24 protein-coding genes and 2 pseudogenes are annotated in these 26415 nt (G+C 66.6%); 19 read left to right on the top strand and 7 right to left on the bottom strand.

The window, feature by feature from the left end:
- Positions 1 to 25 precede the first annotated feature (25 nt).
- The 3 genes from ACR80S_RS10570 to ACR80S_RS10560 all read right to left on the bottom strand — a co-directional run bounded on the left by ACR80S_RS10570 (position 26) and on the right by ACR80S_RS10560 (position 2931).
- Positions 26 to 1321 (bottom strand): TRAP transporter large permease, encoded by a 1296-nt coding sequence (locus ACR80S_RS10570; protein ID WP_435403164.1) that lies wholly within the window; start codon positions 1319 to 1321, stop codon positions 26 to 28.
- Positions 1321 to 1866 carry a TRAP transporter small permease gene (locus tag ACR80S_RS10565; protein WP_435403163.1) on the bottom strand — a complete coding sequence of 182 codons (546 nt, stop codon included), beginning with the start codon at positions 1864 to 1866 and terminating at the stop codon, positions 1321 to 1323. Before ACR80S_RS10565 ends, ACR80S_RS10570 begins: the two co-directional genes overlap by 1 nt.
- A gap of 87 nt (positions 1867 to 1953) precedes the next feature.
- Positions 1954 to 2931, bottom strand: coding sequence for a TRAP transporter substrate-binding protein (locus ACR80S_RS10560; RefSeq protein WP_435399091.1), 978 nt, complete (start codon positions 2929 to 2931; stop codon positions 1954 to 1956).
- A gap of 276 nt (positions 2932 to 3207) precedes the next feature.
- Between ACR80S_RS10560 and ACR80S_RS10555 the strand changes: the two genes are divergently transcribed.
- A complete protein-coding gene (locus tag ACR80S_RS10555; RefSeq protein WP_435399092.1) occupies positions 3208 to 3984 on the top strand; it encodes an SDR family NAD(P)-dependent oxidoreductase in 777 nt (258 codons plus the stop codon).
- Positions 3985 to 3991: 7 nt separating this feature from the next.
- Here the strand turns inward: ACR80S_RS10555 and ACR80S_RS10550 are convergent, their stop codons facing one another.
- Positions 3992 to 4216, bottom strand: coding sequence for an arginase family protein (locus ACR80S_RS10550; RefSeq protein WP_435403162.1), 225 nt, complete (start codon positions 4214 to 4216; stop codon positions 3992 to 3994).
- Between the two features lie 9 nt (positions 4217 to 4225).
- Here ACR80S_RS10550 and ACR80S_RS10545 point away from each other — a divergent pair.
- From ACR80S_RS10545 to ACR80S_RS10490, 12 genes and pseudogenes are all read left to right on the top strand, one after another.
- A pseudogene (locus ACR80S_RS10545) lies at positions 4226 to 4459 on the top strand (microcin ABC transporter ATP-binding protein); the annotation flags it as partial.
- 43 nt (positions 4460 to 4502) lie between these two features.
- Positions 4503 to 5411 (top strand): annotated as a pseudogene (locus ACR80S_RS10540) (FAD-binding oxidoreductase); the annotation flags it as partial.
- A gap of 47 nt (positions 5412 to 5458) precedes the next feature.
- Positions 5459 to 6391, top strand: coding sequence for a DMT family transporter (locus ACR80S_RS10535; RefSeq protein ID WP_435403161.1), 933 nt, complete (start codon positions 5459 to 5461; stop codon positions 6389 to 6391).
- Positions 6388 to 6834 carry a GNAT family N-acetyltransferase gene (locus ACR80S_RS10530; protein ID WP_435399096.1) on the top strand — a complete coding sequence of 149 codons (447 nt, stop codon included), beginning with the start codon at positions 6388 to 6390 and terminating at the stop codon, positions 6832 to 6834. Before ACR80S_RS10535 ends, ACR80S_RS10530 begins: the two co-directional genes overlap by 4 nt.
- 33 nt (positions 6835 to 6867) lie before the next feature.
- Positions 6868 to 7971, top strand: a complete 1104-nt coding sequence (locus tag ACR80S_RS10525; RefSeq protein WP_435403160.1) for a pyridoxal phosphate-dependent aminotransferase — start codon at positions 6868 to 6870, stop codon at positions 7969 to 7971.
- 59 nt (positions 7972 to 8030) lie between these two features.
- Positions 8031 to 9239 carry an MFS transporter gene (locus ACR80S_RS10520; RefSeq protein ID WP_435399098.1) on the top strand — a complete coding sequence of 403 codons (1209 nt, stop codon included), beginning with the start codon at positions 8031 to 8033 and terminating at the stop codon, positions 9237 to 9239.
- Entirely contained in the window at positions 9236 to 9361 is a 126-nt protein-coding gene (locus ACR80S_RS10515) for a hypothetical protein (protein ID WP_435399099.1), read from the top strand. The genes ACR80S_RS10520 and ACR80S_RS10515 overlap by 4 nt, the downstream gene beginning before the upstream one ends.
- 229 nt (positions 9362 to 9590) lie before the next feature.
- Positions 9591 to 11039, top strand: a complete 1449-nt coding sequence (locus ACR80S_RS10510) for a GntP family permease (protein WP_435403159.1) — start codon at positions 9591 to 9593, stop codon at positions 11037 to 11039.
- 127 nt (positions 11040 to 11166) lie between these two features.
- Complete coding sequence (locus ACR80S_RS10505) at positions 11167 to 12333, top strand: alpha/beta hydrolase family protein (RefSeq protein ID WP_435403158.1); 1167 nt, start codon at positions 11167 to 11169, stop codon at positions 12331 to 12333.
- A 295-nt stretch (positions 12334 to 12628) separates the two neighbouring features.
- On the top strand, positions 12629 to 13333 hold the full coding sequence (locus tag ACR80S_RS10500) for an ABC transporter permease (RefSeq protein WP_435399102.1): 705 nt from the start codon (positions 12629 to 12631) through the stop codon (positions 13331 to 13333).
- Positions 13330 to 14058 carry an ATP-binding cassette domain-containing protein gene (locus ACR80S_RS10495; protein ID WP_435399103.1) on the top strand — a complete coding sequence of 243 codons (729 nt, stop codon included), beginning with the start codon at positions 13330 to 13332 and terminating at the stop codon, positions 14056 to 14058. The genes ACR80S_RS10500 and ACR80S_RS10495 overlap by 4 nt, the downstream gene beginning before the upstream one ends.
- A gap of 21 nt (positions 14059 to 14079) precedes the next feature.
- Positions 14080 to 14967, top strand: a complete 888-nt coding sequence (locus ACR80S_RS10490) for an ABC transporter substrate-binding protein (protein WP_463323802.1) — start codon at positions 14080 to 14082, stop codon at positions 14965 to 14967.
- 42 nt (positions 14968 to 15009) lie between these two features.
- Here the strand turns inward: ACR80S_RS10490 and idi are convergent, their stop codons facing one another.
- The 3 genes from idi to ACR80S_RS10475 form a co-directional block, all read right to left on the bottom strand.
- Positions 15010 to 15594 carry an isopentenyl-diphosphate Delta-isomerase gene (gene idi, locus ACR80S_RS10485; RefSeq protein ID WP_435399104.1) on the bottom strand — a complete coding sequence of 195 codons (585 nt, stop codon included), beginning with the start codon at positions 15592 to 15594 and terminating at the stop codon, positions 15010 to 15012.
- Between the two features lie 127 nt (positions 15595 to 15721).
- A complete protein-coding gene (locus ACR80S_RS10480) occupies positions 15722 to 16870 on the bottom strand; it encodes a phytoene/squalene synthase family protein (protein ID WP_435399105.1) in 1149 nt (382 codons plus the stop codon).
- 557 nt (positions 16871 to 17427) lie between these two features.
- The gene (locus ACR80S_RS10475) at positions 17428 to 18393 is read right to left on the bottom strand and encodes a LysR family transcriptional regulator (RefSeq protein ID WP_435403157.1); all 966 of its coding nucleotides are present in this window, start codon (positions 18391 to 18393) and stop codon (positions 17428 to 17430) included.
- A 123-nt stretch (positions 18394 to 18516) separates the two neighbouring features.
- Here ACR80S_RS10475 and ACR80S_RS10470 point away from each other — a divergent pair, with 123 nt between their 5' ends.
- From ACR80S_RS10470 to ACR80S_RS10445, 6 genes are all read left to right on the top strand, one after another.
- The gene (locus ACR80S_RS10470) at positions 18517 to 19458 is read left to right on the top strand and encodes a sodium-dependent bicarbonate transport family permease (RefSeq protein WP_435399108.1); all 942 of its coding nucleotides are present in this window, start codon (positions 18517 to 18519) and stop codon (positions 19456 to 19458) included.
- 240 nt (positions 19459 to 19698) lie between these two features.
- Complete coding sequence (locus ACR80S_RS10465) at positions 19699 to 20868, top strand: isovaleryl-CoA dehydrogenase (RefSeq protein ID WP_435399109.1); 1170 nt, start codon at positions 19699 to 19701, stop codon at positions 20866 to 20868.
- Positions 20869 to 20878: 10 nt separating this feature from the next.
- A complete protein-coding gene (locus tag ACR80S_RS10460) occupies positions 20879 to 22486 on the top strand; it encodes a carboxyl transferase domain-containing protein (protein ID WP_435403156.1) in 1608 nt (535 codons plus the stop codon).
- A 14-nt stretch (positions 22487 to 22500) separates the two neighbouring features.
- Positions 22501 to 23367 carry an enoyl-CoA hydratase-related protein gene (locus tag ACR80S_RS10455; RefSeq protein WP_435399111.1) on the top strand — a complete coding sequence of 289 codons (867 nt, stop codon included), beginning with the start codon at positions 22501 to 22503 and terminating at the stop codon, positions 23365 to 23367.
- Positions 23364 to 25403 carry an acetyl/propionyl/methylcrotonyl-CoA carboxylase subunit alpha gene (locus ACR80S_RS10450; RefSeq protein WP_435399112.1) on the top strand — a complete coding sequence of 680 codons (2040 nt, stop codon included), beginning with the start codon at positions 23364 to 23366 and terminating at the stop codon, positions 25401 to 25403. Before ACR80S_RS10455 ends, ACR80S_RS10450 begins: the two co-directional genes overlap by 4 nt.
- 11 nt (positions 25404 to 25414) lie before the next feature.
- Complete coding sequence (locus ACR80S_RS10445) at positions 25415 to 26314, top strand: hydroxymethylglutaryl-CoA lyase (RefSeq protein ID WP_435403155.1); 900 nt, start codon at positions 25415 to 25417, stop codon at positions 26312 to 26314.
- Positions 26315 to 26415: the final 101 nt, after the last annotated feature.

The raw sequence follows: 26415 nt of genomic DNA, 5'->3' as shown, positions 1-26415 counted from the left end.
CCGTCCAAGACAAGACGCCCAGGCGTCAGTAACCCAGCAGGTCCGGGAGCCAGGTCGCCACCGGCGGCACGGCGATCAGGATCAGGATGGAGAGGATGATGGGGATTAGGAACGGCAGCACCGCCGCCACCACCTGCCCGTAGCGCAGCCGGGTGATGCCCACCATCAGGAACAGCACGTTGCCGAAGGGTGGCGTGATGACACCCACCGACAGGGTGATCACCATGACGATACCGAAGTGGATCGGATCCAGGCCGGCGGCCATGGCCGCCGGCACCACGATGGGCGTGAAGATCAGGATGCTCTCCACCACCGACATGAAGCAGCCGATCAGCAGGAAGAAGAGCGCGAAGGCCAGCAGCAGAAAGACGGTGGGCATGTCGATACTGGCCACCTGACCCGCCAGGGCCTGGGGGATACCGATGCGTACCAGGATCCAGCCGTAGAAGCTCGACACCGCGATGATCAGCAGGATCGCCACGCTGAACATCAGGGTGCGGCGAAAGGAGAAGTAGAGCGCCTTCAGGGTCAGGTCGCGGTAGACCACCGCACCCAGGATCACCGCATAGAAGGAGGCCACGGCGCCGGCCTCGGTGGGCGTAAAGAAGCCGCCCCAGATGCCGCCGACGATGATCAGCGGCATCATCAGCGGCAGGATGGCGCGCCGCCCGGTGCGCAGCACCTCACCGACATCGAAGGGCGTCGGCTCGGGCATCACCACGCGACGACTAGCGCCGAGGAACACTGTCATGCCCATCAGCAACAGCGCCATCAGCAGACCCGGCAAGACCCCGGCCATGAACAGCGCCCCGATGCTGACGTTGGCCAGCCAGCCATAGACCACCAGGGCGATGGAGGGCGGCAGGATCGGGCCGATCACGCTCGATGCCGCGGTTACCCCAGTGGAATAGCCCAGATCATAGCCACGCTCCTTCATCGCCTTGATCTCGAGGCTACCGAGCCCGGCCGCATCGGCCACCGCCGTGCCCGACATGGTGGCGAAAATGGAGCTCGCCACCACGTTGGCATGCCCAAGCCCCCCCCGGGTGAAGCCCACCAGGGCCGTCGCGAAGTCGAAGATCCGCGTGGTGGTGGAGCCGGTGTTCATGATGTTGGCGGCCAAGATGAAGAGCGGGATCGCCAGCAAGGTGAAGTTGTTGAGGGTCTGCACCATGCGCAGCGACATCAGCTCCACCGGCAGGCCGCCGCTGCCGGTCACGGCCAGGGCGATGAAGGAGGTGATACCGATCGCTACTACCACCGGGAGCCCGATGATCATCAGCGCCAGCAGGCCACCCACGAAGATTGCCAGTTCCACCATCAGCGAGACTCCTCATCGTCGCGGCTGCCGCCCGGCACCCAGGCCACACGACCACGCAAGGTCTGCCAGGCGGCGATCAAGGTCATCCCGGCAAAGCCGATGAAGATGCCGTAGTAGAGATAGCTGAAGCTGATGCCCAGCGACACTGTGCGGTTGTTGGCGCTCATCTCGGACATGACCCAGGCACCCCAGGCCGCCAGCGCGAAGAACCCGCAGGAAAGCAGCGCATTGAGGCGATACTGAATGTCCAGTGCCAGCCGTGACATGCGATGACTGAACAGATCCACCAGCAAATGCTCGCCGCGCACCAAGGCCGAGAGCGATCCGATGCCAACAGCGTAGATGGCCAGCAGGGAGGCCACCTCTTCGGTCCAGGGCATCCCGAGTCCGATGAAGTCACGGGCGATCACGGCCGCCACGATGAGCAGCAGGATGCCGGCCAGCAGCAGCACGCCCACCGCATCACAGACCAGAGTCAGCCCGCGCAGCAGCCAGTAGGCCAGGCGGTCCACAAGGCCCTGCGGTATCCCGGTTTCTTCTAGCACGAATGACTCCTCGACAATTCCCGGGGACAGCACGGCGGCGCCCCAGGGGGCGCCGCCGGTATCGTCATATCACCTGTGCGAATGCACTCAGTCGTCGGTGCCCAACGCATCATCCATCACGCCGTCGGCCATCTCGGACATGATGCGTTCGATGGCCGGCATGGCTGCTTCGCGGAAGGCCGCAACATCAGGCTCGATGATGGTCATGCCCTCCTTCTGCAACTCCTCGAGGTAGAACTCGTCGAGTTCGCGCTCGCGCTCGGTGCCATGCTGGCGAGCCACCTCGATCGCCTCGGCAATCAGCGCCTGGTCCTCGGCCTCGAGACCTTCCCACCAGCGCTTGCTGGCCACCCAGTTCCAGGGGAACTGCACGTGGCTGGTAAGGATGATGTGGTCCTGCACCTCCCATAGGCGCCGGGTGTAGGGAGACGAGAGGGAGTTCTCGTGGCCGTCCACCTGCCGGGTCTGCATGGCCAGGTAGATCTCCGGCGCCGGCACGTTCACCACCGTGGCGCCGATCTCCTCCCACACCTGGAGCCACACGGGCAGAGACGGCAGGCGCAGGCGGAAGCCCTGCAGGTCCTCGGGCGAATGGATGGCCTTGTTGGCGGTCATGTGGCGGGGGCCACGGTGCTGGGTACCGAAGTACTTGATCCCCCCCTTCTCCTCCGCGATCTCGACCAGCCTCTGGCCGGAGGGGCTCTCCATGTAGGCATCCACTTCATCCCAGGTTGAGAAGACGAAGGGCACGGTGATGGCGTCATACTCCGGCGCGTACTGCTGGCGCCAGTTGCCGCCGGTGATAGAGAGCTGGGTCTGGCCCAGATTGAGCAGCTCGAGCACTGCGTTCTCCCCGCCCAGAGAGCCGGCCAGGAAGGGCCGGACGTTGAAGCGCCCGGGAGCCTGCTCCTCGAGGTACTCGGCGAAGCGCTCCACGGCGGCACTCTCGGAGCCACCCTCGCTCATGGTGTTATTGACCTGGATCTCGATGGTGCTGGCCAACGCAAAGGGGGCGGCCGCGGCCAGACCCAGGCTGGCGAAAGTGGCAAGTAGCATCTTGCGCATATGACGTTCTCCCGGAGTAATTATCGTTATGGGTTGCTACCGCGCGACCGGCGGCTCCGCAAGCCTGATCCTGGGGCAAGCCCCGAGATTGCTCAAATCGAGGTTGGAGAAGGCAGGCTTCGTCAGTGACGATGTCAAACGATAGCGTGATGTGACGCGGCGTGTCGGCCAGGGCCTTAAGGGATGCGACCAAAGGAGGATATGCCCCTTCACCGGTGCGGGTCTCTCATTCGAATCACCCCCACCGTCACCCGTCTAACGCCTGGAGATTTCACCATGCACGAAGCCAGTTCCGTCGCCTTCATCACCGGCGCCACCTCGGGCATCGGCGAGGCCTGTGCCCATTGCTTCGCCGAGGCAGGCTGGTCGCTGGTCCTGACCGGCCGCCGCCATGAGCGGCTCGATGCCCTTCGGCAGACCCTCGGCCAGCGGGTGCCGGTGCATGTCGCCGCGCTCGATGTCACCGACCATGACGCCGTGGCCCGCACCATCGACGCCCTGCCGGCCCCCTTCGCCGCCGTGAAGGTGCTGATCAACAGCGCCGGCCTGGCCCTGGGCAAGGGGCCGGCCCAGGCGGCCGACCTCGCCGACTGGCACCGCATGATCGATACCAACATCACCGGGCTGATCAACGTGACCCGCCTGCTGCTGCCGCGCCTGATCGAGGCCGGCCCCGGGGCCACGGTGATCAACATCGGCTCCATCGCCGGCCACACCCCCTACCCCGGCGGCCACGTCTATGGCGCCACCAAGGCCTTCGTCGAGCAGTTCAGCTACAACCTGCGCTGCGACGTCAGCGCCGAAGGGGTGCGCGTCACCGACCTGGCCCCGGGCATGACCGAGAGCGAGTTCACCCTGGTGCGCATGAAGGGCGATGCCTCGGTGGTCGGCGACTACTACCGCGGCACCCGAGCGCTGCAGCCCCGCGACGTGGCCGAGCAGGCCCTGCACATCGCCGAGCTACCGCCCCACGTCAACATCACCCGGCTCGAGGTCGCCCCGCTGTGCCAACAGTGGTCGCCCTTCACGGTGCTTCGCGACGACGATGAGTGAGCCGCTCTCACCCAACACCATACCCGGATAGGAAGGCTGCCAGGTTATTGCCGAGATAGTCAGTCGGGTAGCCACCTTCCTGAACGATAACCGTCGGTAGGGCAAGCTTCGACAGACGCCGCCCTAACAGTTCGAAGTCCTCGGTTTCCAGCGCCAGTCCGGCGAGCGGATCTTGGCGATGGGCGTCCAGGCCCAGCGAGATCACCAGGGCTTCGGGCTGAAACGCCGCCATGGCCTCGATGAGATCCTCGAGCTGCTCGAGGACCTCAAGCAGAAGCTGTCGCTGTCGCTTCTCTTCATCACCCATGACCTGCGGGTCGCCGCCCAGATCTGCGACCGCATCATCGTCATGCAGCATGGCCGCATCGTCGAGCAGGGACCGGCACGGGATGTCTTCCTGGCCCCGCAAGAGGCCTATACCCGCCAGCTGCTCGACGCCATCCCCGGTCGCGAGCACGAGCTCGCCGATGCCTGACAGGGGGCTCGACAAGAGGCCCGACAAAAAGACGAGGGAACGAATGGACGCCCTGCTGAAGGAGATCGCCGAGCGAATCGGCCTGGCCAATGTGCTGGTCGGTGATGACGTGGCGGCACGCCGGGTCGACTGGCTCACCGGGACGCCCTGTCGCGCCAGCGCCATCCTGCGCCCCGGCTCCACCGAGGAGCTGGCCGCGGTGATGCGCGCCTGCCATGCGTCCAACCAGCCGGTGGTAACCCATGGCGGCCTGACCGGGCTGGTGCACGGCGCAGTGGCCGCCCCGGAGGAGCTGGTGATCTCACTGGAGCGGATGACCGCCATCGAGGCGGTCGACCCGGTGGGCGTTACCCTGACCGCCCAGGCCGGCGCCCCGCTGCAGCGCGTCCAGGAGGCCGCCGAGGAAGCCGGGCTCCAGTTTCCCCTCGACCTGGGCGCACGGGGCAGCTGCACCATCGGCGGCAACATCGCCACTAACGCCGGTGGAATCCGCGTGATTCGCTACGGCATGATGCGCCAGCAGGTGCTGGGGCTCGAGGCCGTGCTCGCCGACGGCACCGTGGTGAGTTCCATGAACCCTATGCTCAATAACAACGCCGGCTTCGACCTCAAGCAGCTCTTCATCGGCAGCGAAGGCACCCTGGACATCGTCACCCGCGCGTTGCTGCGCCTTCAGCCTCCCACCCCGGATGTGCAAATGGCGCTGGTCGCCTGCCCGAGCTTCTCGGCGCTGACCGGGCTGTTGGGCCACATGGGCCGTGCACTGGGCGGCAGCCTGGCGGCCTTCAAGGCCATGTGGCAGAGCCACTACCGCCTGCTCACCGAACAGAGCGGCCGACACTCGCCGCCGCTTAAGACCGACGCCCCCTTTTACGTGATCCTGGAGTCCCTGGGTACCGACCCGGAGGCCCACGCGGCCCAGTTCTCCCGGGCGCTGGAGGAGGCGCTGGATCCGAAGGGACTGCTGAACCGTCACAAGGTCCTGCCGGACGCCAGTCCATGAACCTGACCCTTGCCCGCGACCACCTTGTCCGACTGCGACAAAGCCGACGACTGTCGGCGCTGCTGCTGATTGCCACCATCGGGCTGTTCTGGGGTGGCAACTGGCCGGCGGTGCGCTTCATCCTGATGGACGTACCGCCCTTCACCCTGCGGGCGATCGGCTTCTCGACGGGGGCGCTGCTGCTGCTGAGCTGGGCCCGCTGGCGGCGCCTGCCACTGCGCGTGCCGGCCGACGAGTGGCCCTGGCTCATCGCCACTGGGCTCTTCACCATCCTCGGCTTCAACCTGGCCACGGCCTTCGCTCAGCTCAGGATGCCCACCTCCCAGGCCGCCATCATCGCCTTCACCATGCCCTGCTGGGCCCTGCTGCTGGGCTGGTGGCTGCTGGGCCAGCGCATCACCCACCGCCAATGGCTGGGCCTGGCGTGCGGCCAGGCGGGCCTGCTGGTGCTCCTGGGCCCCGCCGCGCTGGCCGGCGGCCCCCAGGGGCTGACGGGGCCCTTGATCATGCTGGGTGCGGCGCTTTCCTGGGCAGCGGGGACGGTGCTGATCAAGAAGCGCGGCGTCTGGCAGAGCCACGCGGTGGTGATCACCGGCTGGCAGTTCGTGATCTGCGCGGTGCCGATGATCGTGATGATGGTAGCGTGGGAGTCACCGTCCCCTCCGGCGTCCTGGCAGGCAAGCACCTGGCTGGCCCTGGGCTATCACCTGCTGTTCTCGATCACCCTGGCCCAGATGCTGTGGTTCATGAACGTCAACCGGCTGACCATCGCCCAGGCCACCATCAGCACCCTGATCATCCCGACCGTTGGCGTATCCAGTGCCATCCTGCTGCTGGGTGAGCCGTTGAGCGCCAAGGTGTTCCTCGCCCTGCTGCTGACGCTGGCCGCCGTGGCGATCGTGATGCTACAAAAGAGGACAACTCCATGACCATTACACTCACCGTGCCGCAGGGCGCCGATCGCGCCGACTGGGAGCGTCTTTATCGCGGCTATGCCGAGTACTACGGCTTGCCCATGGACGACACGATCCTTGATACCGTATGGGGATGGATACAGTCCACGGACGCCCCGCTGCAGAGCCTGCTGGCCCGCACCGAAGACGGCGAGGCCATCGGCCTGATGCACTTTCGCGCGATGCCATCGCCGCTGCGCGGCACCACCATCGGCTTCCTGGACGACCTCTTCCTGGAGCCCGCCCATCGCGGCAGCGGCGCCGTGGACGAAATGCTGGCCGCCCTGGGCGAGGAAGCGCGCCGCCAGGGGTGGCCCTTCGTGCGCTGGATCACCCGCGAGGACAATTACCGGGCCCGCGGCGTCTATGACCGCCACGCCACCCGCACCGATTGGCTGACCTACCAGCTCAATACCTGACACCCTTACACGACGACTGACCGGGAGTTCTGCATGCCCCGCTTTCCCCACCACCTGACCGGTGACGGCCCCCACAACCCCTTCCCCGGCGTGCGTGTGCTGGAACGCCGCCTGGGCCGCGAGATCCCCCACCAGCTCGGCTCCAACGAGGGGCTCGACATGCCCCACCGCGCCCTGCGCGCGCACTTCGGCGACGCCATGGCGGCCCACGTCTACAGCTACGGCGACGCCGAGGCGCTGGGCATCCGGCGGCGCCTGGCCGAGCAGAAGGGCATTCCCCTGGAGGCGATGCTGGTGGACGCCGGCGCCGACAGTCTGATCGCGCTGACCTTGCGCGCCGTGGCCGAACCCGGCGTGCCGGTGGTGAGCACCACCGGCACCTACCCCACCTTCGGCTACTTCGCCCGGGGCCAGGGCTGCCGGCTGGTGGAGGTGCCCTACGACGAGGGGCCCGGGCGTCTGGCGCCGGATCTCGATGCCCTGGCCGCTGCCGCCCGCGAGCAGGGCGCGCAGCTGGTCTACCTGGCCAACCCGGACAACCCCGGCGGCCACCTGCACCGCGACGCCGACGTGCAGGCCCTGCGCGAGGCGCTGCCCGACGACTGCTGGCTGCTGCTGGACGAGGCCTACCACGACTTCCGCGAGGATGCCGACGGCGAGTTCGGCCGGCGGGTGCTGCCCGGGGTGATACGCCTGCGTACCCTCTCCAAGGCCCATGGCCTGGCCGGCCTGCGGGTCGGCTATGCCATCGCCGAGCCTGAGACGCTGGCGGTGATGATGAAGGTGAGGATCCACTATGCGGTGTCGACCCTGACCCAGGCCGCCGCTGAGGTGGTGCTCGACCACTCCGACGAGGTCGACGCCCACGTGGCCGCGGTGCGCGAGCGACGGGAGCGGCTGGCGGCGCATTTCCGCGCCCTGGGCGCCGACGTGCTGCCGAGCAGCACCAATTTCGTCGGCCTTCGCCTGGCCAGCGCCGAGCAGGCCGGGCGTGTGCACCAGGCACTGCTCGACGAGGGCAAGCTGATCGCCCGTCCCGCCGACCCGGCACTCGGCCATGTGCTGCGCATCACCGCGATGGAAGACGCCCTGGTGCCGGGCCGGCTGGCAACTCTCGAAGCGGCGCTCAAGCGCTAGCCAATCGAAACAAGACGCGCCATAGTGATATCCATTAGCCTGCAAATAGAGAGATTGACATGGATGCCATGCGGCGCCATTCCCTGCTGATTATCATACTTGGCGGCCTGGTGGTCACCCTTGCCATGGGCCTGCGCCACGGCTTCGGGCTGTTCCTCGAGCCCATGAGCTCGGAGCTGGGCTGGGGCCGCGGCGTCTTTGCCTTCGCCCTGGCTCTGCAGAACCTGCTGTGGGGACTCTCCCAGCCCTTCGCCGGGGCAATCGCCGACCGTTACGGCGCCGCCCGGGTGGTGGTGGTGGGCGGCGCCCTCTATGCCCTGGGCCTGCTGTTCATGGGTATCTCGGAGTCGGCGCTGGGCATGACCCTCTCCGCCGGCGTGCTGATCGGCCTGGGCCTATCCGGTACTACCTTCTCGGTCATCCTCGGCGCCGTGGGCCGCGCCGTGGCCCCGGAGAAGCGCAGCATGGCCATGGGCATCGTCAGCGCCGCCGGCTCCTTTGGCCAGTTCGCCATGCTGCCCGGCACCCTGGGCCTGATGGGGTGGCTGGGCTGGTCGGCGGCGCTGCTGGCCATGGGGGCCATCGCCGCCCTGATGCTGCCCCTGGGGGCCATGCTCCGCGATCGTCCCTCGGCCAAGGCGGCCAGCGATATCAGCCTGAGCGCCGCGCTAAACGAAGCCGCCAACCATCGCGGCTTCTGGCTGCTCTGCCTGGGCTTCTTCGTCTGCGGCTTCCAGGTGGTGTTCATCGGCGTTCACCTGCCCGGCTACCTGTTTGACAGCGGCATCGCCGTGCAAGTGGGCAGCACCGTGCTGGCCCTGGTCGGCCTGTTCAACATCGTCGGCACCTATGCCGCCGGCTGGCTGGGGGGGCGCTACTCCAAGCCACGGCTGCTCACCTGGCTCTACCTGATCCGCGGCGTGGTCATCACCCTCTTCCTGGTCACCCCGCTTAGCCCTGCCAGCGCCTACCTGTTCGGCATTGCCATGGGGCTGCTGTGGCTCTCCACGGTGCCGCTGACCAACGGCATCGTCGCCTCGGTATTCGGCGTGCAGCACCTCTCCATGCTGGGCGGTATCGTCTTCCTCTTCCACCAGCTCGGCTCCTTCATGGGCGTCTGGCTGGGGGGCTATTTGTACGACCTCCACGGCGACTACACCGTGGTGTGGAATATCGCCATCCTGCTCTCGGTGGCGGCCGCCGCCCTGCACTGGTTCATCAACGAGCGGCCGGTCAGCCGCCCCGCCCCCACGGGGGTCGAGGCATGAGCCGCTCCAGCCTGCTGTCGTTCGCCGCCGCTATGCTTACCGCCAGCGCCCTGGCACTGACGTGGTGGGGCTGGCAGAGCCTTGACGCCGCGCAGCTGCTGCTTGGCAGCCGTCTGTGCTGAACGGCCCCGACGACCCGCCACGCCATATTGACCGTCACCACCGACCGTCACCACCGACCGGCACCACCGACCGGCACCACAAACGGTTGCCATTGATCGGCGCCGTGAAGGAGACAACTGCCACCTGGACGCCTACACTGCACCGCAGCATTCACGGATGACCAGGAGCGGGTATGGCAACGAACAACACCAGACGGAACGATCCAGCCACTGACGAAGGGAACGCCCGATGATCGGTATCTCGGCGATCGCCATCGCGCTGCTGCTGTTGATGTATCTGGCCTATCGTGGAATCAGCCTGTTGATCCTGGCCCCGGTGCTGGCCGTGCTGGTGGCCCTGGTCTCGGTCGACACCCCCTTGCTCGCCAGCTACACCCAGGTCTTCATGGGTGCCGCCAGTGATTTCATCTTCCGCTATTTCCCGCTGTTCCTGCTGGGGGCGGTGTTCGGCAAGCTGATGGAAGATTCGGGCAGCGCGGAGGTGCTGGCCAGCGCCATCGTCGAGCGCCTGGGCGACACCCGCGCCATCCTGGCGGTGGTGCTCTCCTGTGCGGTGATGACCTACGGGGGCGTCTCGCTGTTCGTGGTGGCCTTCGCGGTCTACCCGATCGCCGCGGCGCTGTTCCGCAAGGCCAACCTGCCCAAGCGGCTGATTCCCGGCACCATCGCCCTCGGGGCCTTCACCTTCACCATGACGGCCCTGCCGGGCACGCCGGCCATCCAGAATGCCATTCCCATGCCCTACTTCGGCACCTCGCCGTTTGCCGCCCCGGGGCTCGGCATCCTCACCGGCCTGGTCATGCTGGGGCTGGGGCAGGTATGGCTGAGCCGTCGGGCGAGCCAGGCGCGTGTGGCCGGCGAGGGCTACGGCGACCACCAGGGTGAGGGCCCGCCGGCCACTCACCTGCGCGAACACGCGTCCGGCGAAGGCTTCGATCTGGCCGAGGTCACTGCCCGGGAGCCGGCCAGCGACCTGCCCCCCATGACCCTGGCGCTGCTGCCTATCGTGCTGGTCATCGCCCTGAACCTGCTGTTCACGGCGGTGGTGATCCCGGCCATGGACACCGGGTATCTCGCCGAGCCCACCTTTGGCGCCACCAGTATCGAGTCGGTGCGCGGCGTCTGGTCGGTGATCGCCGCCCTGGTGATCGCCATCGGGGTCCTCATCGCCACCAATCTGAAGCGCCTGGGGGACCTCACCACCACCCTGGACAGCGGCGCCAATGCCTCGCTGCTGCCGATCTTCAACACGGCCAGCCTGGTCGGCTTCGGTTCGGTGATTGCGTCCCTGGCGGCCTTCGAGACGATCAGCCTCTGGGTCACCTCGGTGGGTGGCGACAATCCGCTGATCTCGCTGGCCATTGCGGTCAACCTGCTGGCCGGCATGACCGGCTCGGCCTCCGGCGGCATGAGCATCGCCCTCTCCACGCTGGGCGATACCTACCTGGCCATGGGCCAGGCCACCGGCATCGCCCCGGAACTGATGCACCGGGTCACGGCGGTGGCCACCGGCGGGCTGGATGCCTTGCCGCATAACGGCGCGGTAATCACGCTGCTCTCCATCTGCGGGCTGACGCACCGCCAGGCCTACCTCGATATCGCGGTGGTGGCCGTGCTGATCCCGGTCATCTCGCTGGTGTTCCTGATCACCCTGGGCACCCTGGTGGGGTCATTTTGAATCCATGACCGTCAGGGCAGCTACGCTGTAGCGTGAAGGCCGGCCGGCCCTGACGGGGTAACCGCCGCCCTGCTCCGATGGATCAGCGAGGCGTCGATGGAGCGCGGCGCCTGACAGGGGAAGATGCTTGCGAGAGAACGATGAACGCCGCCGGCGTGGCCTCCTTCGGCTGATTCCGGGCCTGCTTCTCGGCCTGCTGCTGACCGGCTGCAGCGCACTGGAACGCCAGCACGAGGCCCTGCTGGTGCTCGGCGACCTGGCAGCCGGTGACGCGCCGAGCCGGCTAAAGCAGCGTACCCAAACTCCCGACCGTGAGCGACTCGCCTACGCCGTGGAGGGGCGCGACTATGTGGCGGATCTCTACCACCCGGCGATATCACGCCGGGGAAGCCTGGTCCTGGTGCATGGCCTCACCGACGAGGGCCGACGGGACCCGCGCCTGATGGCCTTCGCCCGCACCCTGGCACGAGCCGGTTTCACGGTGCTGGTGCCGGAGTTGGACGGCCTGCGTGACTTCTCGGTCGGTACTCGCGAAGCTCAAGGCATCGCCGATGCCATTCGCCACGCCGCCGCCGAGTTACCCATGGGCGAGGAAGGCCCGGCGCTCGCCGCCATCAGCTTCGCCACCGGGCCGGCGCTGCTTGCCGCCATGCAGCCGGACACCGCCCACCGGGTACGCTTCGTGATCGCCGTGGGTGGCTATTACGACCTGACCGACCTGCTGCGCTATGCCACCACCGGGGAGGATCGCGGTGGCGCCGGTCGCCGGGCGCCGCCCCCCCAGAGTGACCTGCGCTGGGCCCTGCTGCGCAGCCAGCTCCACCACCTGGCGGATGCCGAGGATCGGCAGCGCCTGGACATCATCGCGCGGCGTCGCCTCGGGAACAGCGAGGAGAGCTTCGAGGCGCCCGACTCCGGCGTGGCCGGCCTGGGTCCCGAGGGAAAGGCGCTCTACGCGCTGGTGACCAACACCGACCCGGCACGGGTGACGCCGCTGCTCGAGGCCCTGCCCCCCTCACTGCTCCTCCAGTTCGACGCCCTGAATCTCGCCTCGCGGGATCTCGATGCCCTGACGGCGCGGCTGGTGCTGGTTCACGGCCCCGACGACCGGGTGATTCCGATCAGCCACTCGCGACGCCTTCGGGATGCCCTCCCCTCCCGCCAGGCGCGACTCTTTGCGGCCGGCGGGCTCGGGCATGTGGAGGTCTCGTCGCACTGGCGAGACGCCTGGACGCTGTGGCGGGCGATTTATCATATGCTCCGGCTGGGAGAGACTGACGGCAGGAACCGGTGACAGGAACCCATCCTTGCGGATCCGCCAGCGACTCCAAGGCCACGGCGGAACCCCCGGCTTCGTTCCGACCCATCACGCATTGAAGACCACCTCGCCCAGCCCACTGACGTCGTAGCCCCCCAGTGTCTCGGTTCGCTCACTGACGCGCGGCTCACGGGTAAGGCCATCAGCCCCTGAATCGGCGCCTCGACGTGGCCAGTCGCTTTAGGATGCCCGTGACGGCATGACTTTCACCGTTGGATGCGATTCACCCGGCAAACGTCCATCATGCAACCAGACACAACAGGAGGTCGCGATGCCCAGTGATGCCAATGCCTTTCAGACCGCCCTGGCCCTGATCCTGGGCATGGACCCGGTGCTGCTCGGCATCGTGGCGCTGTCACTGCAGGTCTCGCTGACCGCGGTGCTGATCGCCGCCCTCATCGGGCTGCCACTGGGCGCGGCCCTGGCCCTGTGGCGCTTTCCCGGCCGCAGCGCCATCGTGGTGGCGCTCAATGCCCTGATGGGCCTGCCGCCGGTGGTGGCGGGTCTCACCGTCTACCTGCTGCTCTCCCGAGCCGGTCCCCTGGGCCCGCTCGGCCTGCTCTTCACCCCCACCGCCATGGTGATCGCCCAGGTGATCCTGATCCTGCCGATCATCGCGGCCCTGACCCGCCAGCAGATCGAGGAGCTCCACGGCGAGTACCGCGACCAGCTCCGCTCGCTGGGGGTCTCCCGGCCCCGCATGATGCCCACCCTGCTGTGGGACGCCCGCTTCTCGCTGCTCACGGTATTACTGGCCGGCTTCGGCCGCGCCAGCGCCGAGGTGGGCGCGGTGATGATCGTCGGCGGCAACATCGACGGCGTCACTCGGGTGATGACCACCGCCATTGTGCTGGAGACCAGCAAGGGCAACCTGCCCCTGGCCCTGGGCCTCGGCCTGGTGCTGCTGGGGCTGGTGCTGCTGGTCAACGCCGCCGCCCACCTGGTCGGCGAGACCGCACGCCGGAGGCTGGGATGAACGACATGCTACGCGCTGCCACCTCGACCGGGATCGCGCCCCTGGTCTTCGAAGGCGGGAGCGTTAACCATCGCAATCAGGTGCTCCTGCACCCGCTGACCCTGCGCCTGTCGGGCTGTCGCCGCACCCTGGTGATGGGTCCCAACGGTGCCGGCAAGAGCCTGCTGCTGCGCCTGGCCCACGGCCTGCTCGCGCCCAGCGCCGGGGGGGTGCATTGGGACGGGGCAACACCCCGCCAGGCCATGGTCTTCCAACGGCCTGTGCTTCTGCGACGCACCGCCCTGGACAACCTCACCTACGCCCTGGCCGTCACCGGCACGCCCCGCGGCGAACGCCGCGAACTGGCGCGCGAGGCGCTGACGCGCTTCGGCCTGGCCGCGCTGGAAAAGCGCCCGGCCCGGGTGCTCTCCGGCGGCGAACAGCAGCGACTCGCTCTGGCCCGGGCCTGGCTCACCCGCCCCGAGGTGCTGTTCCTGGACGAGCCCACCTCGGCGCTGGACCCGGCCGCGATCCGTGCCGTGGAAGACGCCGTGGTCGACTTCCACCGACGCGGCACGCGAATCGTCATGACCACCCATGACCTGAACCAGGCGCGCCGCCTCGCCGACGACGTCGTGCTGCTTTACGGTGGCCGGCTCATCGAGCACACCCCGGCCGACCGCTTCTTCGAAGCGCCGCAAACCCCGGAAGGCCGCGCATTCCTGCGCGGCGAGCTGGTCTGGTAGCCCCCTGGAGTGGACATCAAGATGACGAAGCGCTTCCTTTCTCCCGTCCCTTTACCCTTCGTCCCTCTGGCGCTGGCCGGCCTCGTCGGTCTGGCCGGCATCTCAGCGGCCCAGGCCAGCGACGGCTATATCGTCCTGGCCTCCACCACCTCCACCGAGCAGTCCGGGCTCTTTGGCCACCTGCTGCCGGCCTTCGCAGAAGCCACCGGCATCCAGGTGCGGGTAGTGGCCGTCGGCACCGGCCAGGCATTCGAGATCGCCCGCCGCGGCGATGCCGACAGCCTGCTGGTCCACGATACCCAAGGCGAGGAGCGATTCGTCGCCGACGGCTACGCCACCGAGCGAGCCAACGTGATGGTCAACGACTTCGTGATCATCGGCCCCGCCAATGACCCGGCCGGCATCGCCGGCGCCGAAACGGTGTCCGAGGCCCTGGCGCTGATTGCCGAGACCCAGTCCCCCTTCGCCTCCCGCGGCGACGACAGCGGCACGAATCGGGCCGAGCAGCGCCTGTGGGAGGCCGCCGGCGTCGATCCCGGCGGGGCCTGGTATCGGGAACTGGGCAGCGGCATGGGACCGACCCTGAACACCGCCGCCGCCATGGACGCCTACGTGATGAGCGACCGCGCCACCTGGGTCGCCTTCGAGAACCCACAGGACCTGGTTCTGCTCTTCGCGGGCGACGAGGCGCTGTTCAACCAGTACGGCAGCCTGCGGATCGACCCCGAGCGCTATCCCCACCTGAAACACGACCTGGCCGACCAGTGGCACGAGTGGCTGCTATCCGCCGAAGGCCAGCAGGCCATCGCTGGGTTCAAGGTTAATGGCGAGCCGCTCTTCTTTCCCAACGCGCGCCCCGACAGCGGCGATGCCCAGCGCACCGACGGATTCCGAGTGGGGTGGAAATGATGGAGAAGCAAAATACCAAGAAGAGATTACCCACCGTCTACCCTATCGGGTATATGTCTTTATCTCATCTGCAAATTCGCTACGTAGTCGCCTCCACTCCATCTTGAACCAAGGCGTGTAGTGTTCCGCCCGCGAGACCAGCTCGGCATCAAGCTTTGCGGGTGGTATCCAGCGCCAGTCTGCGATTTCCTGGCGGTTGGGGCGCGGCGCCTCGTCACTGACCCCGAGATATACAGAGCACAGCTCGTGTTCGGCTCCGCTCGCATCGTAGCGAGCCTGGTAGCGAAACTTGTAAAGGTAATCGAGCTCTGCCTCGATGCCGAGCTCTTGCCAAAGCCGCCGGTGAACCGCCTCTGTCATACGCTCGCCTCGACGCGGATGACTACAACAGCTGTTAGACCAGAAGAGTGGCCACAAGCGTTTGCCTGCCGCACGCTGTTGAAGCAGGAGCTCCCCGCGGCCATTGAACACAAAAAGTGAAAAGGCACGATGCAAAACACCGTCGCCTTCGTGACACTTTAGCTTGCTCAAATGACCCAGCTCCCTGTCCTGGTCATCGACCAGGATTAGCGCTTCATCCTCGTAAGACACGATCTCGTCGCGTTCGCTTTCGCCTGTTTCAATCAATAGCTACCTCCATGATCTAGTCGTCGTCGCCTGATTCCAGCAGGCGATGATTGCCTGTCCACAGGAAATTGTTTTTGTGCCAGACACCAACGGTACAGAAATTATTCAGACACCTCAGCCCATCTGCCTACTGTCCGCCGTTGCGTAGCAGCTGACCACCACGTTCCATCGGAAAACTACCACCAGCAGACGGCTCGAAGGCCCAGGCACTCAGTTCAGAGTCTGGGCCCGAAATTGGGCTTAGCGGCAACCCCGTGGTCACGCCAGCGAACAGTAGTTTTAGCATTCCGTTATGGCGTGCCGTAAGGCCAGTACTGACGATGGTGGCTTTCACAATGCGACGTGACACCTTGACCTGCTTGCCGCTGCGATAAGTCGGCCGAGCATGTATTCGCCTGAGTGTGAGTACGGCAAGGCCGATCGCCCATAGGCAGAAGCGCCTGATACCAGGTTCACTCTGAGGAATCATCAAGGTGTAGCGAAGGGCGTTGCCTAAATGGGCATGGGCAATACCGATCATATAGCGCAGTGCCGCTGCAAATGCCGGGGCACTGCCTCCCGGGGCCATGCCAGACAATTCCACACCAAACTCCCTGAATTCCTTGCGCGGCAGCCAACAGACGCCACGTTGCCAATCGTCCCAAAGATCCTTGAGTATATTGGTGAGCTGAAGACCTTCTCCAAAGGAGGGCGCCAGCGCCAGCATCTCGGCACGCTTCTCATGTATTTCGCCTGAATATTCGCAAAACAGCTCGGTGAGCATTTCTCCTACGACACCCGCCACGTGATAGCAATAACGATCCACTTCGCCCAGGTCAGCCAAGCCTTCCAGACTCGATTTTTCCTGATAGCAGCCCATGCCACGACACATGATGCTCACACACTTGATCAGCACCTGTTGCTGAGATGGCGTCAGGCTACGGGTACAACGAACGATCAATGGCGTGTTGGCCATCAACTCTCGCTCATGCGACGACGTGGCGTCTGAGAGCAGCGGCGTAACCTGCCTGGCGAAATCAAGTGCCTTTTCCTCTCCTCGTAGCACACCTAGAAACCGTTCATGGAAGATTGCCTTCTGCAAGAAAGAAAGCGATGGTTCGTCTTCTAGAGTATCCACAATTCTGCAAAGACAATAAGCGTTGGTCACCACCTTTCTCAGGTCGGCCGGAAGCTGTGGAATGGTGAGGGCGAAGCTGCGCGACACCCCGGGCAGGATCTTTTCCTGATAGGCTTCTGCCTCTATGATTCCGGAAGTCGTCGAAATGATTTTGGCCATATAAGAACACCGATGTACATATGATTATTGACCGTGGCCGGCCCTCTTTCCCAGGTCCATTTTTTTGCCAAAACTTTGCCTAAAATACGGGATAGCATTCTTTCTTTTAGGAAATCATATCGACTTATACCATGACATAATCGCCAGCCTTTCATTACCCCACAATTTATTACCACAACATCAACACCGTAGCGGCCGGCCATTCACTCTCGACTGGCACCATGATCTTGCTCAATAAACTTAAGTCCGTTATCCAGAATACAAGGCGTTTTTTACATTACCACAAAGCATTGGGATGTCTCGTCTATCGTGCCAGACAAGCATAGCCCAAGCGCTGTTGCCTTCAGGTCAGGGCAAGGGTCGAGCCCGGCCTGCCTGACGAGGTGAGATACCTGCCGCCTGCCACAGCCTCCACTGCGGCAGGCCAAGGCTCGAAACATGGCGGAGAGCGAAGGGGGAATTACTCTGAACGGCATAGTGAATACGTATAGTGAATACATATTGAATAGAGGAGGCAGCAAGACTGTGGTCGTCCCCCGGACCGATTCTCGTCATATTCACCCCGGTGCCGATTGATCCAGCCGCCCCAGCAGACTCGCCAGTTCGTTGCCCAGGAAGCGGGCCTCCACGCACTCCGCCAGGTTCCCTTCGGCGAAGCGCAGGAAGCCGTGCGCCGCGTGGGAGAGGCGGCGGTCGCGGCGCACGATGAACTGCCAGTGGCTCTCGATGGGCAGTCCCGCCACCGGCAGGATGGCGATGTCGGAGTGCTCCGGCGGCAGCACGTGCTCGGAGAGCACGGCGAGGCCCATCCCGGCCGCCACGCCGACGCGGATCGCCTCGTTGCTGGCCATCTGCAGAGTCGGCCCCAGCGATAGCCCTTGCTCCTGCAGCCAGCTCTCGAACAGCATGCGCGTAGCCGAGCCGGGCTCGCGCAGCAGGAAGCGCTCCTCCAGCAGTTCGCCCATGGCGATGCGCTCGCGTTCGGCCAGCCGGTGCCCCCGGGGCGCCACCGCGACCAGCGGGTTGCGCAGGAAACGCCCGGCAAGGGCGTGGGCCAGAGACGGCGGATGGCTGAAAACGTAGAGGTCATCCTCCTGGCGCTCGAAGCGGGTCAGCATCTGACGGCGGTTGCCGATATGCACGGTGACGTCGACATCGGGGAACGCCTGGCTGTAGGGGCCGAGCAGGCGAGGCAGCACATACTGGGCGGTGTTGACCAGGGCGATGGAGAAGCGCCCCCGCTCGCCACCGCGCAGCGCGGCCAGGTAGTCGGCGAAGTCGGCGAAGCGCCCCAGCACCTCGCGGCTGGCCCGGTAGAGCTCGTCCCCCGCCTCGGTAGGTACCAGCCGTCCCTGGTGGCTCTCGAGCAGGGGCTCGCCTACCGCCTCGGCCAGCCGCTTGAGCTGCTGGGAGACGGTGGGCTGGGTCAGGTGCAGGCGGCGCGCCGCCTCGCTGATTGAACCGGCCCCGATCACCGCCACATGGACCTGCAGTAGCCGGAAGGTAAGGTGGCGAATATTCATGGTCGTCTCCACGCCTTCATAGATGATCATCAATGATGAGTTACCAAAGACTTTATTGGTATCAATAGCACGGCTTTCTCACAATGCGCGGCGTTCCTCCAACCGCAATGCGAGAGTCTCCAGATGCCCGATATCGTGGTGATGTTCTTCCTGCTCGGCCTTCTGGCCGGCGTGGTGAAGTCCGACCTGGCCATTCCCAAGGCCGCCTATGACACCCTGAGCCTGCTGCTGATGCTGACCATCGGCCTCAAGGGCGGCATGGCGCTCTACGGCAACCTGGGCTGGTCGCTGCTGCCAGAGCTGCTCGCCGTGGCGGCGCTCGGCGCGGTGATCCCGCTGGCCCTGATGCCGGTGCTGCGCCGGTGGGTTCGGCTCTCTCCCGCCGACAGTGCCAGCCTGGCCGCCCACTACGGCTCGGTGAGCGCCGGCACCTTCGCCGTGGCGCTGGCCTTCGCCGAGGGGCGCGGCCTGCCGATCGGCGCCGAGGTCACCCTGTATCTCGTGATGATGGAGCTGCCGGCGATCATGGTGGCCATCGCCCTCTATCGTCGCTACAAGGGTGCCGAACGGGGCGAGGCGATGCAGGGCATCTGGCACGAGACGCTGACCAACCGGGGGGTGATCCTGCTGGCCGGCGGCGCGGTAATCGGCGCCATGTACGGCCCCATGGAGGGTGCCAACGTTACCGACCTGCTCACCGGCGCCTTCCACGCCGTGCTCGCCCTCTTCCTGCTGCAGATGGGCCTGACCGCCGCCGAGACCCTGCGCCCCATCCCCTGGTACCACTGGCGGCTGCTGACCTTCGCCCTGGCCGCCCCGCCGCTGCTGGCCCTGGCCGGCCTGGCCGTGGGCCTGGCGCTGGGCCTGCCCACCGGCTCGCTGCTGATCCTCACCGCGCTTGCCGCCAGCGCCTCCTACATCGCCGCCCCGGCCGCCATGCGCACCGCCATTCCCCAGGCCAACATTGGTCTTGCCATGCTCGCCGCCCTGGGGTTCACCTTCCCCCTCAACGTGATCCTGGGCATCCCGCTCTACCACCAGCTGATCACCTGGCTGGCCGGGTAAGGCAACCAGGGGCAGCCTTCCCGGCTGCCCCTCTTGTCGGCGTTCCTGGTTGGCCTTCCTGGTTGGCGTCCCTTTCTACGCGTTCCTGGTTCGGGCTCGCTGTTTCTCGCTTGCCGCCTGCCCCTGGGTTTGAGACATTCGTCTAAGCCGCCAACGGCTGCACTTTACGTTAACGTCAACCTCGCCTAGTCTTGTGCCAGCATCGAATTTCACCACCCGACAAGAACCGGAGCCTCGCCCATGCACACGCCCTTCAAGCCCCTCGACTTCGGCCTCGACGACGAACTGAACATGCTGCGCGACCAGGTCAACGCCTTCGCCCGCGACGAGATCGCCCCGCGCGCCGCCGAGATCGACGAGAAGAACGAGTTCCCCAACGATCTGTGGCAAAAGTTCGGCGACATGGGCCTGCTCGGCATCACCGTCTCCGAGGAAGATGGCGGCACCGGCATGGGCTACCTGGCGCACTGCATCGCCCTGGAGGAGATCTCCCGGGCCAGCGCCTCCGTGGGCCTCTCCTACGGCGCCCACTCCAACCTCTGCGTGAACCAGTTCAAGATCAACGCCACCGCCGAGCAGAAGGCCAAGTACCTGCCCAAGCTGATGAGCGGCGAACACATTGGCGCGCTGGCCATGTCCGAGCCGGGCGCCGGCTCCGACGTGGTCTCCATGAAGCTGCGCGCCCGGAAGGATGGCGACAAGTACATCCTCAACGGCAACAAGATGTGGATCACCAACGGCCCCGACGCCCACGTGCTGGTGGTCTACGCCAAGACCGACCCCGATGCCGGTTCCAAGGGCATCACCGCCTTCATCATCGAGAAGGGCATGCCAGGCTTTACCACCGCACAGAAGCTCGACAAGCTCGGCATGCGCGGTTCCAACACCTGTGAGCTGGTGTTCCAGGACTGCGAAGTGCCGGAAGAGAATATCCTCGGTGAGCTGAACCGTGGCGTGCGCGTGCTGATGAGCGGCCTCGACTACGAGCGCACCGTGCTGGCCGCCGGCCCCATCGGCATCATGCAGGCCGCCATGGACATCGTGGTGCCCTACATTCACGAGCGTCAGCAGTTCGGCCAGTCCATCGGCGAGTTCCAGCTGGTGCAGGGCAAGGTGGCCGACATGTACACCACCCTGAACGCCTGCCGCGCCTACCTCTACGCCGTGGCCGCCGGCTGCGACCGCGGCCAGACCTCCCGCAAGGACGCCGCCGGCGTCATCCTCTACTGCGCGGAGAAGGCCACCCAGGTGGCGCTGGACGCCATCCAGCTGCTCGGCGGCAACGGCTACATCAACGAGTACCCCACCGGCCGCCTGCTGCGCGACGCCAAGCTCTACGAGATCGGCGCCGGCACCAGCGAGATCCGCCGGATGCTGATCGGCCGCGAACTCTTCAACGAATCCAAGTAAGGGTAGGCCCATGGCAATTCTGCAGACCCAGATCAATCCGCGCAGCGACGGCTTCCAGACCAACGAGGCAACGATGCGCGCCGAGGTGCTGAAGCTGCGCGAGCTGACCGCCGCCATCGCCCAGGGCGGCGGCGAGAAGGCCCGCCTCCGCCACGAGTCCCGCGGCAAGCTGTTCGTGCGCGACCGTATCGACCACCTGATCGACGAGGGCTCGCCCTTCCTCGAGTTCTCGGCGCTGGCCGCCCATGAGGTCTACGACTCCTCGATTCCCGCCGCCGGCGTGGTCACCGGCATCGGCCGCGTCTCGGGCGTCGAGTGCGTGATCGTCGCCAACGACGCCACCGTCAAGGGCGGCACCTACTTCCCGCTCACCGTGCGCAAGCACATCCGCGCCCAGGAGATCGCCCGCAAGCACCGCCTGCCGTGCATCTACCTGGTCGACTCCGGCGGCGCCTTCCTGCCCCGCCAGGACGAGGTCTTCCCGGATCGCGACCACTTCGGCCGCATCTTCTACAACCAGGCGACGCTCTCCGCCGAGGGCATCCCGCAGATCGCCGTGGTGATGGGCTCCTGCACTGCCGGCGGCGCCTACGTGCCGGCCATGGCCGACGAGTCGATCATCGTCCGCGAGCAGGGCACCATCTTCCTGGGCGGCCCGCCCCTGGTGAAGGCCGCCACCGGCGAGAGCATCAGCGCCGAGGACCTGGGCGGCGCCGACGTCCACGCCAAGAAGAGCGGCGTGGCCGACCACTATGCCGAGAACGACGCTCACGCCCTGCAGCTCTGCCGCGCCTGCATCTCGCGCCTGAACTGGCAGAAGCGCGGCCAGCTCAAGATGCAGGCGCCCAAGCCGCCCAAGCTCGACCCGGCCGAGATCTACGGCATCGTCGGCACCGACCTCAAGAAGCCCTACGACGTGCGCGAGGTGATCGCGCGCATCGTCGACGACTCCGACTTCGACGAGTTCAAGCGCTACTACGGCGACACCCTGGTCACCGGCTTCGCCCATATCCACGGCTACCCGGTGGGTATCGTCGCCAACAACGGCGTGCTGTTCTCGGAATCCGCGGTCAAGGGCGCGCACTTCATCGAGCTTTGTGCGCAGAGGAAAGTGCCGCTGATCTTCCTGCAGAACATCACCGGTTTCATGGTGGGCTCCAAGTACGAACACGAGGGCATCGCCAAGCACGGTGCCAAGCTGGTCACCGCGGTGGCCTGCGCCCGGGTGCCCAAGTTCACCGTGCTGATCGGCGGCAGCTTCGGCGCCGGCAACTACGGCATGTGCGGCCGCGCCTACGATCCCAACCTGCTGTTCATGTGGCCGAATGCCCGAATTTCCGTCATGGGCGGCGAACAGGCAGCAGGCGTACTGGCCCAGGTCAAACGCGAGCAGATCGAGCGCGAGGGCCGCGAGTGGACCAAGGAGGAGGAAGAGGCCTTCAAGCAGCCCACCCGCGAGCAGTACGAGCACCAGGGCCACCCCTACTACGCCAGTGCGCGGCTGTGGGACGACGGCGTGATCGACCCGGCCCAGACCCGCGACGTGCTCGGCCTGTCGCTGGCCGCCGCCATGAATGCCGAGGTCGAAGAGACCAAGTTCGGCGTATTCCGGATGTAAGGAAGGATCTCCCCATGGCAACACAACAGACCTTCTCACGGCTGGAACTGGATGACCGCGGCATCGCCTGGCTCACGCTGGAGCGCCCCGAGGTCCACAACGCCTTCGACGACAGCCTGATCAGTGAGCTCAACGCCCACCTGGAGCGGCTGCATGAGGCCGCCCACCACGGCGAGGTGCGCGCGGTGGTGCTGGGCTCCGAGGGCAAGAGCTTCTCCGCCGGGGCCGACCTCGGCTGGATGAAGCGCATGGTCGAATACGACTTCGACGGCAACCTCGCCGACTCGCGCAAGCTCGCCGCCCTGATGCACGGCCTCGATACCCTGCCCTGCCCCACCGTCTGCCGCGTGCAGGGTGCCGCCTTCGGCGGCGCCGTGGGCCTGGCCGCCTGCTGCGACCTGGTCGTCGCCTCCGAGAAGGCGAAGTTCTGCCTCTCCGAGGTGAAGATCGGCCTCTCGCCGGCAGTGATCAGCCCCTACGTGCAGCGCGCCATCGGCTCGCGTCAGATGCGCCGCTACGCGCTGACCGCCGAGGTGATGGACGCCCCCACCGCCCTGGCGCTGGGGCTGGCCCACCAGGTGGTGGAGCATGACGCCCTCGACGCCGCCGTGCAGGCCATGCTCGAGGTGGTGCTGGCCGGCTCGCCCCAGGCCCAGCGCGCCACCAAGGCGCTGCTCGCCGAGGTGGCCCGCGCCCCCGACAGCCAGGCGACCCGCGAGCACACCTGCCGGGTGATCTCCGAACTGCGCGTCAGCGCCGAGGGTCAGGAGGGCCTGGCCAGCTTCTTCGAGAAGCGCCGCCCCGACTGGAACTCACCCGCCGATCATCACCAACCGGCCGACGTCAGTCACAACAACCGTGCCGCGGAGCCCCGCTCATGACCTCTGAAGTGAAGAAGTTCGATACCCTGCTGGTCGCCAACCGCGGCGAGATCGCCTGCCGGGTGATGCGCACCGCGCGCGCCATGGGCCTGCGCACCGTGGCCGTCTACTCCGACGCCGACGCCAACGCCCGCCACGTGCGCGAGGCCGACGAGGCCATCCGCCTCGGCCCCGCCGCGGCCCGGGAGAGCTACCTCAAGGTCGAGGCAGTGATCGAGGCGGCACGGCGCACCGGCGCCGGCGCCATCCACCCCGGCTACGGCTTTCTCTCCGAGAACGGCGCCTTCGTGGAGGCCCTGCAGCAGGCCGGCATCACCTTCGTCGGCCCGCCCGCCTCGGCCATCGCCGCCATGGGCGACAAGTCCGCCGCCAAGGAGCGCATGTCCCACGCCGGCGTGCCGCTGGTGCCGGGCTACCACGGCGACGACCAGGACGACGCCCTGCTCAAGACCGAGGCCGACAAGATCGGCTACCCGGTACTGCTCAAGGCCAGCGCCGGCGGCGGCGGCAAGGGCATGCGCGTGGTGGAGTCCCCCGAGGGCTTCCAGGCCGCCCTGGAGGGCTGCCGCCGCGAGTCCCAGTCAGCCTTCGGCGACCAGCGCATGCTGATCGAGAAGTACCTGACCCAGCCGCGCCACGTGGAGGTCCAGGTGTTCTGCGACAGCCACGGCAACGGCGTCTACCTGTTCGAACGCGACTGCTCCGTGCAGCGCCGCCACCAGAAGGTGTTGGAAGAGGCCCCGGCCCCGGGCATGAGCGCGGCGCTGCGCCGCGAGATGGGCGAGGCCGCCGTGCGCGCCGCCAAGGAGATCGGCTACGTGGGCGCCGGCACCGTGGAGTTCCTGCTGGATGCCGACGGCTCCTTCTTCTTCATGGAGATGAACACTCGCCTGCAGGTGGAGCACCCGGTCACCGAGATGATCACCGGCCAGGACCTGGTCGAGTGGCAGCTGCGCGTGGCCATGGGTGAGAGACTCCCTCTCGCGCAGGATGAATTGACCATCACCGGCCACAGCTTCGAGGCGCGCCTCTATGCCGAGGACCCGGAGCAGGACTTCTTGCCCGCCACCGGGGTGCTCACCCGCTTCGCCCTGGACCTGGAAGGCGCCGGCCTCGACCCGGCCAAGGTGCGCCTGGACAGCGGCGTGGAGACCGGCGACGAAGTCTCCATGCACTACGACCCGATGCTCGCCAAGCTGATCGTCCACGGCGACGACCGCGACCAGGCGCTGGCCACCCTCAACCGGGCGCTGGCCGCCCTGGACGTGCAGGGCGTGGTCACCAACCGCGCCTTCCTGCAGCGGCTGGCCACCCACCCCGCCTTCAAGGCGTGTGATCTCGATACCCGTTTCATCGAGCGCAACGAAGAGACGCTGTTCGCGCCCCGTCGTTACAGCATCAAGGAGTATGCCGGCGCCGCCCTGGTGGGCCTCAACCAGCTGGCCCGCGAGTGCGAAAGCGACTCCCCCTGGGATCGCCATGACGGCTTCCGCCTCAACGCCCCGCACACCATCCGCATCGCCCTGTGCGACCCGGCCCACGCCAAGGACGACGACAGCTCCGACGCCGTGGTGGTGGTCGACGGCACCCGCGAGCGCGGCGATGCCCTCTGGCAGCTGACCATCGGCGACGAGACCCTCACCGCCTCGCTCCAGCACCTGGAAGGCGATGCCGTGGCGGTCACCCTCAACGGCCACCGCCGCCGCCTGCAGGCACGCCGCGACGGCAACGTGGTGGTGATGGTCGACCCGCGCGGCGAGACCCGCCTGTTCTGGCGCCGCATCGATGCCATCGACCACGGCCAGCACGAGACGGAATCCACCCTCACCGCCCCCATGCACGGCACCGTGGTAGCGCTGTTGGTGGAAGAAGGCCAGAAGGTAGAGAAAGGCATGCCGCTGATGGTCATGGAGGCCATGAAGATGGAGCACACCATGTCCGCCCCCGCCGATGGCCACGTGGCAAGCTTCCACTTCCAGGCCGGCGACACCGTGGGCCAGGGCGATGTGCTGCTCGAGTTCGCCCCGGACGAGTAAGGAGAGACCCCATGGCATTTCCCCAACACGTGCGCCTGGTCGAGGTCGGCCCCCGCGACGGGCTGCAGAACGAGCCCGAACCGATCGCCACCAACACCAAGCTGGAGCTGATCGACCGTCTGGGCGCGGCCGGCCTCTCCTACATCGAGGCGGCCAGCTTCGTCTCGCCCAAGTGGGTGCCGCAGATGGCCGACCACCGCCAGGTGATGCAGAACCTCGCCCGGCTGGACGGCGTCACTTACGCGGCGCTGACCCCCAACCTCAAGGGGCTGGAGGCGGCGCTGGAGTGCGGCGTCGAGGAGGTCGCCGTGTTCGGCGCCGCTTCCGAGGCCTTCTCGCAGAAGAACATCAACTGCTCCGTGGCCGAGTCCCTGGAGCGCTTCATCCCGGTGCTGGAGCGTGCCCGCGAGGCCGGTGTGCGAGTGCGCGGCTATGTCTCCTGCGTGCTGGGCTGCCCCTACGAGGGCGAGATCGCCCCCGCCAAGGTGGCCGAAGTCGCGAAGGCGCTGTTCGAGATGGGCTGCTACGAGGTGTCGCTGGGTGACACCATCGGCGTCGGCACCCCGCTCAAGGCCAAGCGGATGCTCGAGGCCGTCAGCGACGAGGTGCCCATGGCCCATCTCGCCGCCCACTTCCACGACACCTACGGCCAGGCGCTCGCCAACCTCTACGCGGTGCTGGAGGAAGGCATCAGTGTGGTGGACAGCTCCGTCGCCGGCCTCGGCGGCTGCCCCTACGCCAAGGGCGCCTCGGGCAACGTCGCCAGCGAAGACGTGGTCTACCTGCTCAACGGGCTGGGCATCGAGAGCGGCGTGGACCTGGATGTGCTGGCCGACACCGGCACCTGGATCACCCAGACCATCGGGCGGCCCAACCGCTCCAGGGTGGGGGTGGCGCTGGCTGCCAGGTAATCGCATCGCCAACAAGCAAAAGCCCCGAGCCAGGTGACTGACTCGGGGCTTTGCTTACGGATGATGGCGCCCAGCATCAGCAGTAGTGCAAAGCGCCGTCC

The organism is Halomonas salsilacus (genome assembly GCF_051216275.1).
GTDB lineage: Bacteria > Pseudomonadota > Gammaproteobacteria > Pseudomonadales > Halomonadaceae > Halomonas.
This window is presented reverse-complemented; position numbering and strand designations above follow the sequence as displayed.

Bases quoted from the DNA above. Each gene is read 5' to 3' on its own strand.
- ACR80S_RS10570 (WP_435403164.1), bottom strand. From the start codon at position 1,321: ATGGTGGAACTGGCAATCTTCGTGGGTGGCCTGCTGGCGCTGATGATC.
- ACR80S_RS10560 (WP_435399091.1), bottom strand. From the start codon at position 2,931: ATGCGCAAGATGCTACTTGCCACTTTCGCCAGCCTGGGTCTGGCCGCG.
- ACR80S_RS10555 (WP_435399092.1), top strand. From the start codon at position 3,208: ATGCACGAAGCCAGTTCCGTCGCCTTCATCACCGGCGCCACCTCGGGC.
- ACR80S_RS10550 (WP_435403162.1), bottom strand. From the start codon at position 4,216: ATGGCGGCGTTTCAGCCCGAAGCCCTGGTGATCTCGCTGGGCCTGGAC.
- ACR80S_RS10535 (WP_435403161.1), top strand. From the start codon at position 5,459: ATGAACCTGACCCTTGCCCGCGACCACCTTGTCCGACTGCGACAAAGC.
- ACR80S_RS10530 (WP_435399096.1), top strand. From the start codon at position 6,388: ATGACCATTACACTCACCGTGCCGCAGGGCGCCGATCGCGCCGACTGG.
- ACR80S_RS10525 (WP_435403160.1), top strand. From the start codon at position 6,868: ATGCCCCGCTTTCCCCACCACCTGACCGGTGACGGCCCCCACAACCCC.
- ACR80S_RS10520 (WP_435399098.1), top strand. From the start codon at position 8,031: ATGGATGCCATGCGGCGCCATTCCCTGCTGATTATCATACTTGGCGGC.
- ACR80S_RS10515 (WP_435399099.1), top strand. From the start codon at position 9,236: ATGAGCCGCTCCAGCCTGCTGTCGTTCGCCGCCGCTATGCTTACCGCC.
- ACR80S_RS10510 (WP_435403159.1), top strand. From the start codon at position 9,591: ATGATCGGTATCTCGGCGATCGCCATCGCGCTGCTGCTGTTGATGTAT.
- ACR80S_RS10500 (WP_435399102.1), top strand. From the start codon at position 12,629: ATGCCCAGTGATGCCAATGCCTTTCAGACCGCCCTGGCCCTGATCCTG.
- ACR80S_RS10495 (WP_435399103.1), top strand. From the start codon at position 13,330: ATGAACGACATGCTACGCGCTGCCACCTCGACCGGGATCGCGCCCCTG.
- ACR80S_RS10490 (WP_463323802.1), top strand. From the start codon at position 14,080: ATGACGAAGCGCTTCCTTTCTCCCGTCCCTTTACCCTTCGTCCCTCTG.
- ACR80S_RS10480 (WP_435399105.1), bottom strand. From the start codon at position 16,870: ATGGCCAAAATCATTTCGACGACTTCCGGAATCATAGAGGCAGAAGCC.
- ACR80S_RS10475 (WP_435403157.1), bottom strand. From the start codon at position 18,393: ATGAATATTCGCCACCTTACCTTCCGGCTACTGCAGGTCCATGTGGCG.
- ACR80S_RS10470 (WP_435399108.1), top strand. From the start codon at position 18,517: ATGCCCGATATCGTGGTGATGTTCTTCCTGCTCGGCCTTCTGGCCGGC.
- ACR80S_RS10465 (WP_435399109.1), top strand. From the start codon at position 19,699: ATGCACACGCCCTTCAAGCCCCTCGACTTCGGCCTCGACGACGAACTG.
- ACR80S_RS10460 (WP_435403156.1), top strand. From the start codon at position 20,879: ATGGCAATTCTGCAGACCCAGATCAATCCGCGCAGCGACGGCTTCCAG.
- ACR80S_RS10455 (WP_435399111.1), top strand. From the start codon at position 22,501: ATGGCAACACAACAGACCTTCTCACGGCTGGAACTGGATGACCGCGGC.
- ACR80S_RS10450 (WP_435399112.1), top strand. From the start codon at position 23,364: ATGACCTCTGAAGTGAAGAAGTTCGATACCCTGCTGGTCGCCAACCGC.
- ACR80S_RS10445 (WP_435403155.1), top strand. From the start codon at position 25,415: ATGGCATTTCCCCAACACGTGCGCCTGGTCGAGGTCGGCCCCCGCGAC.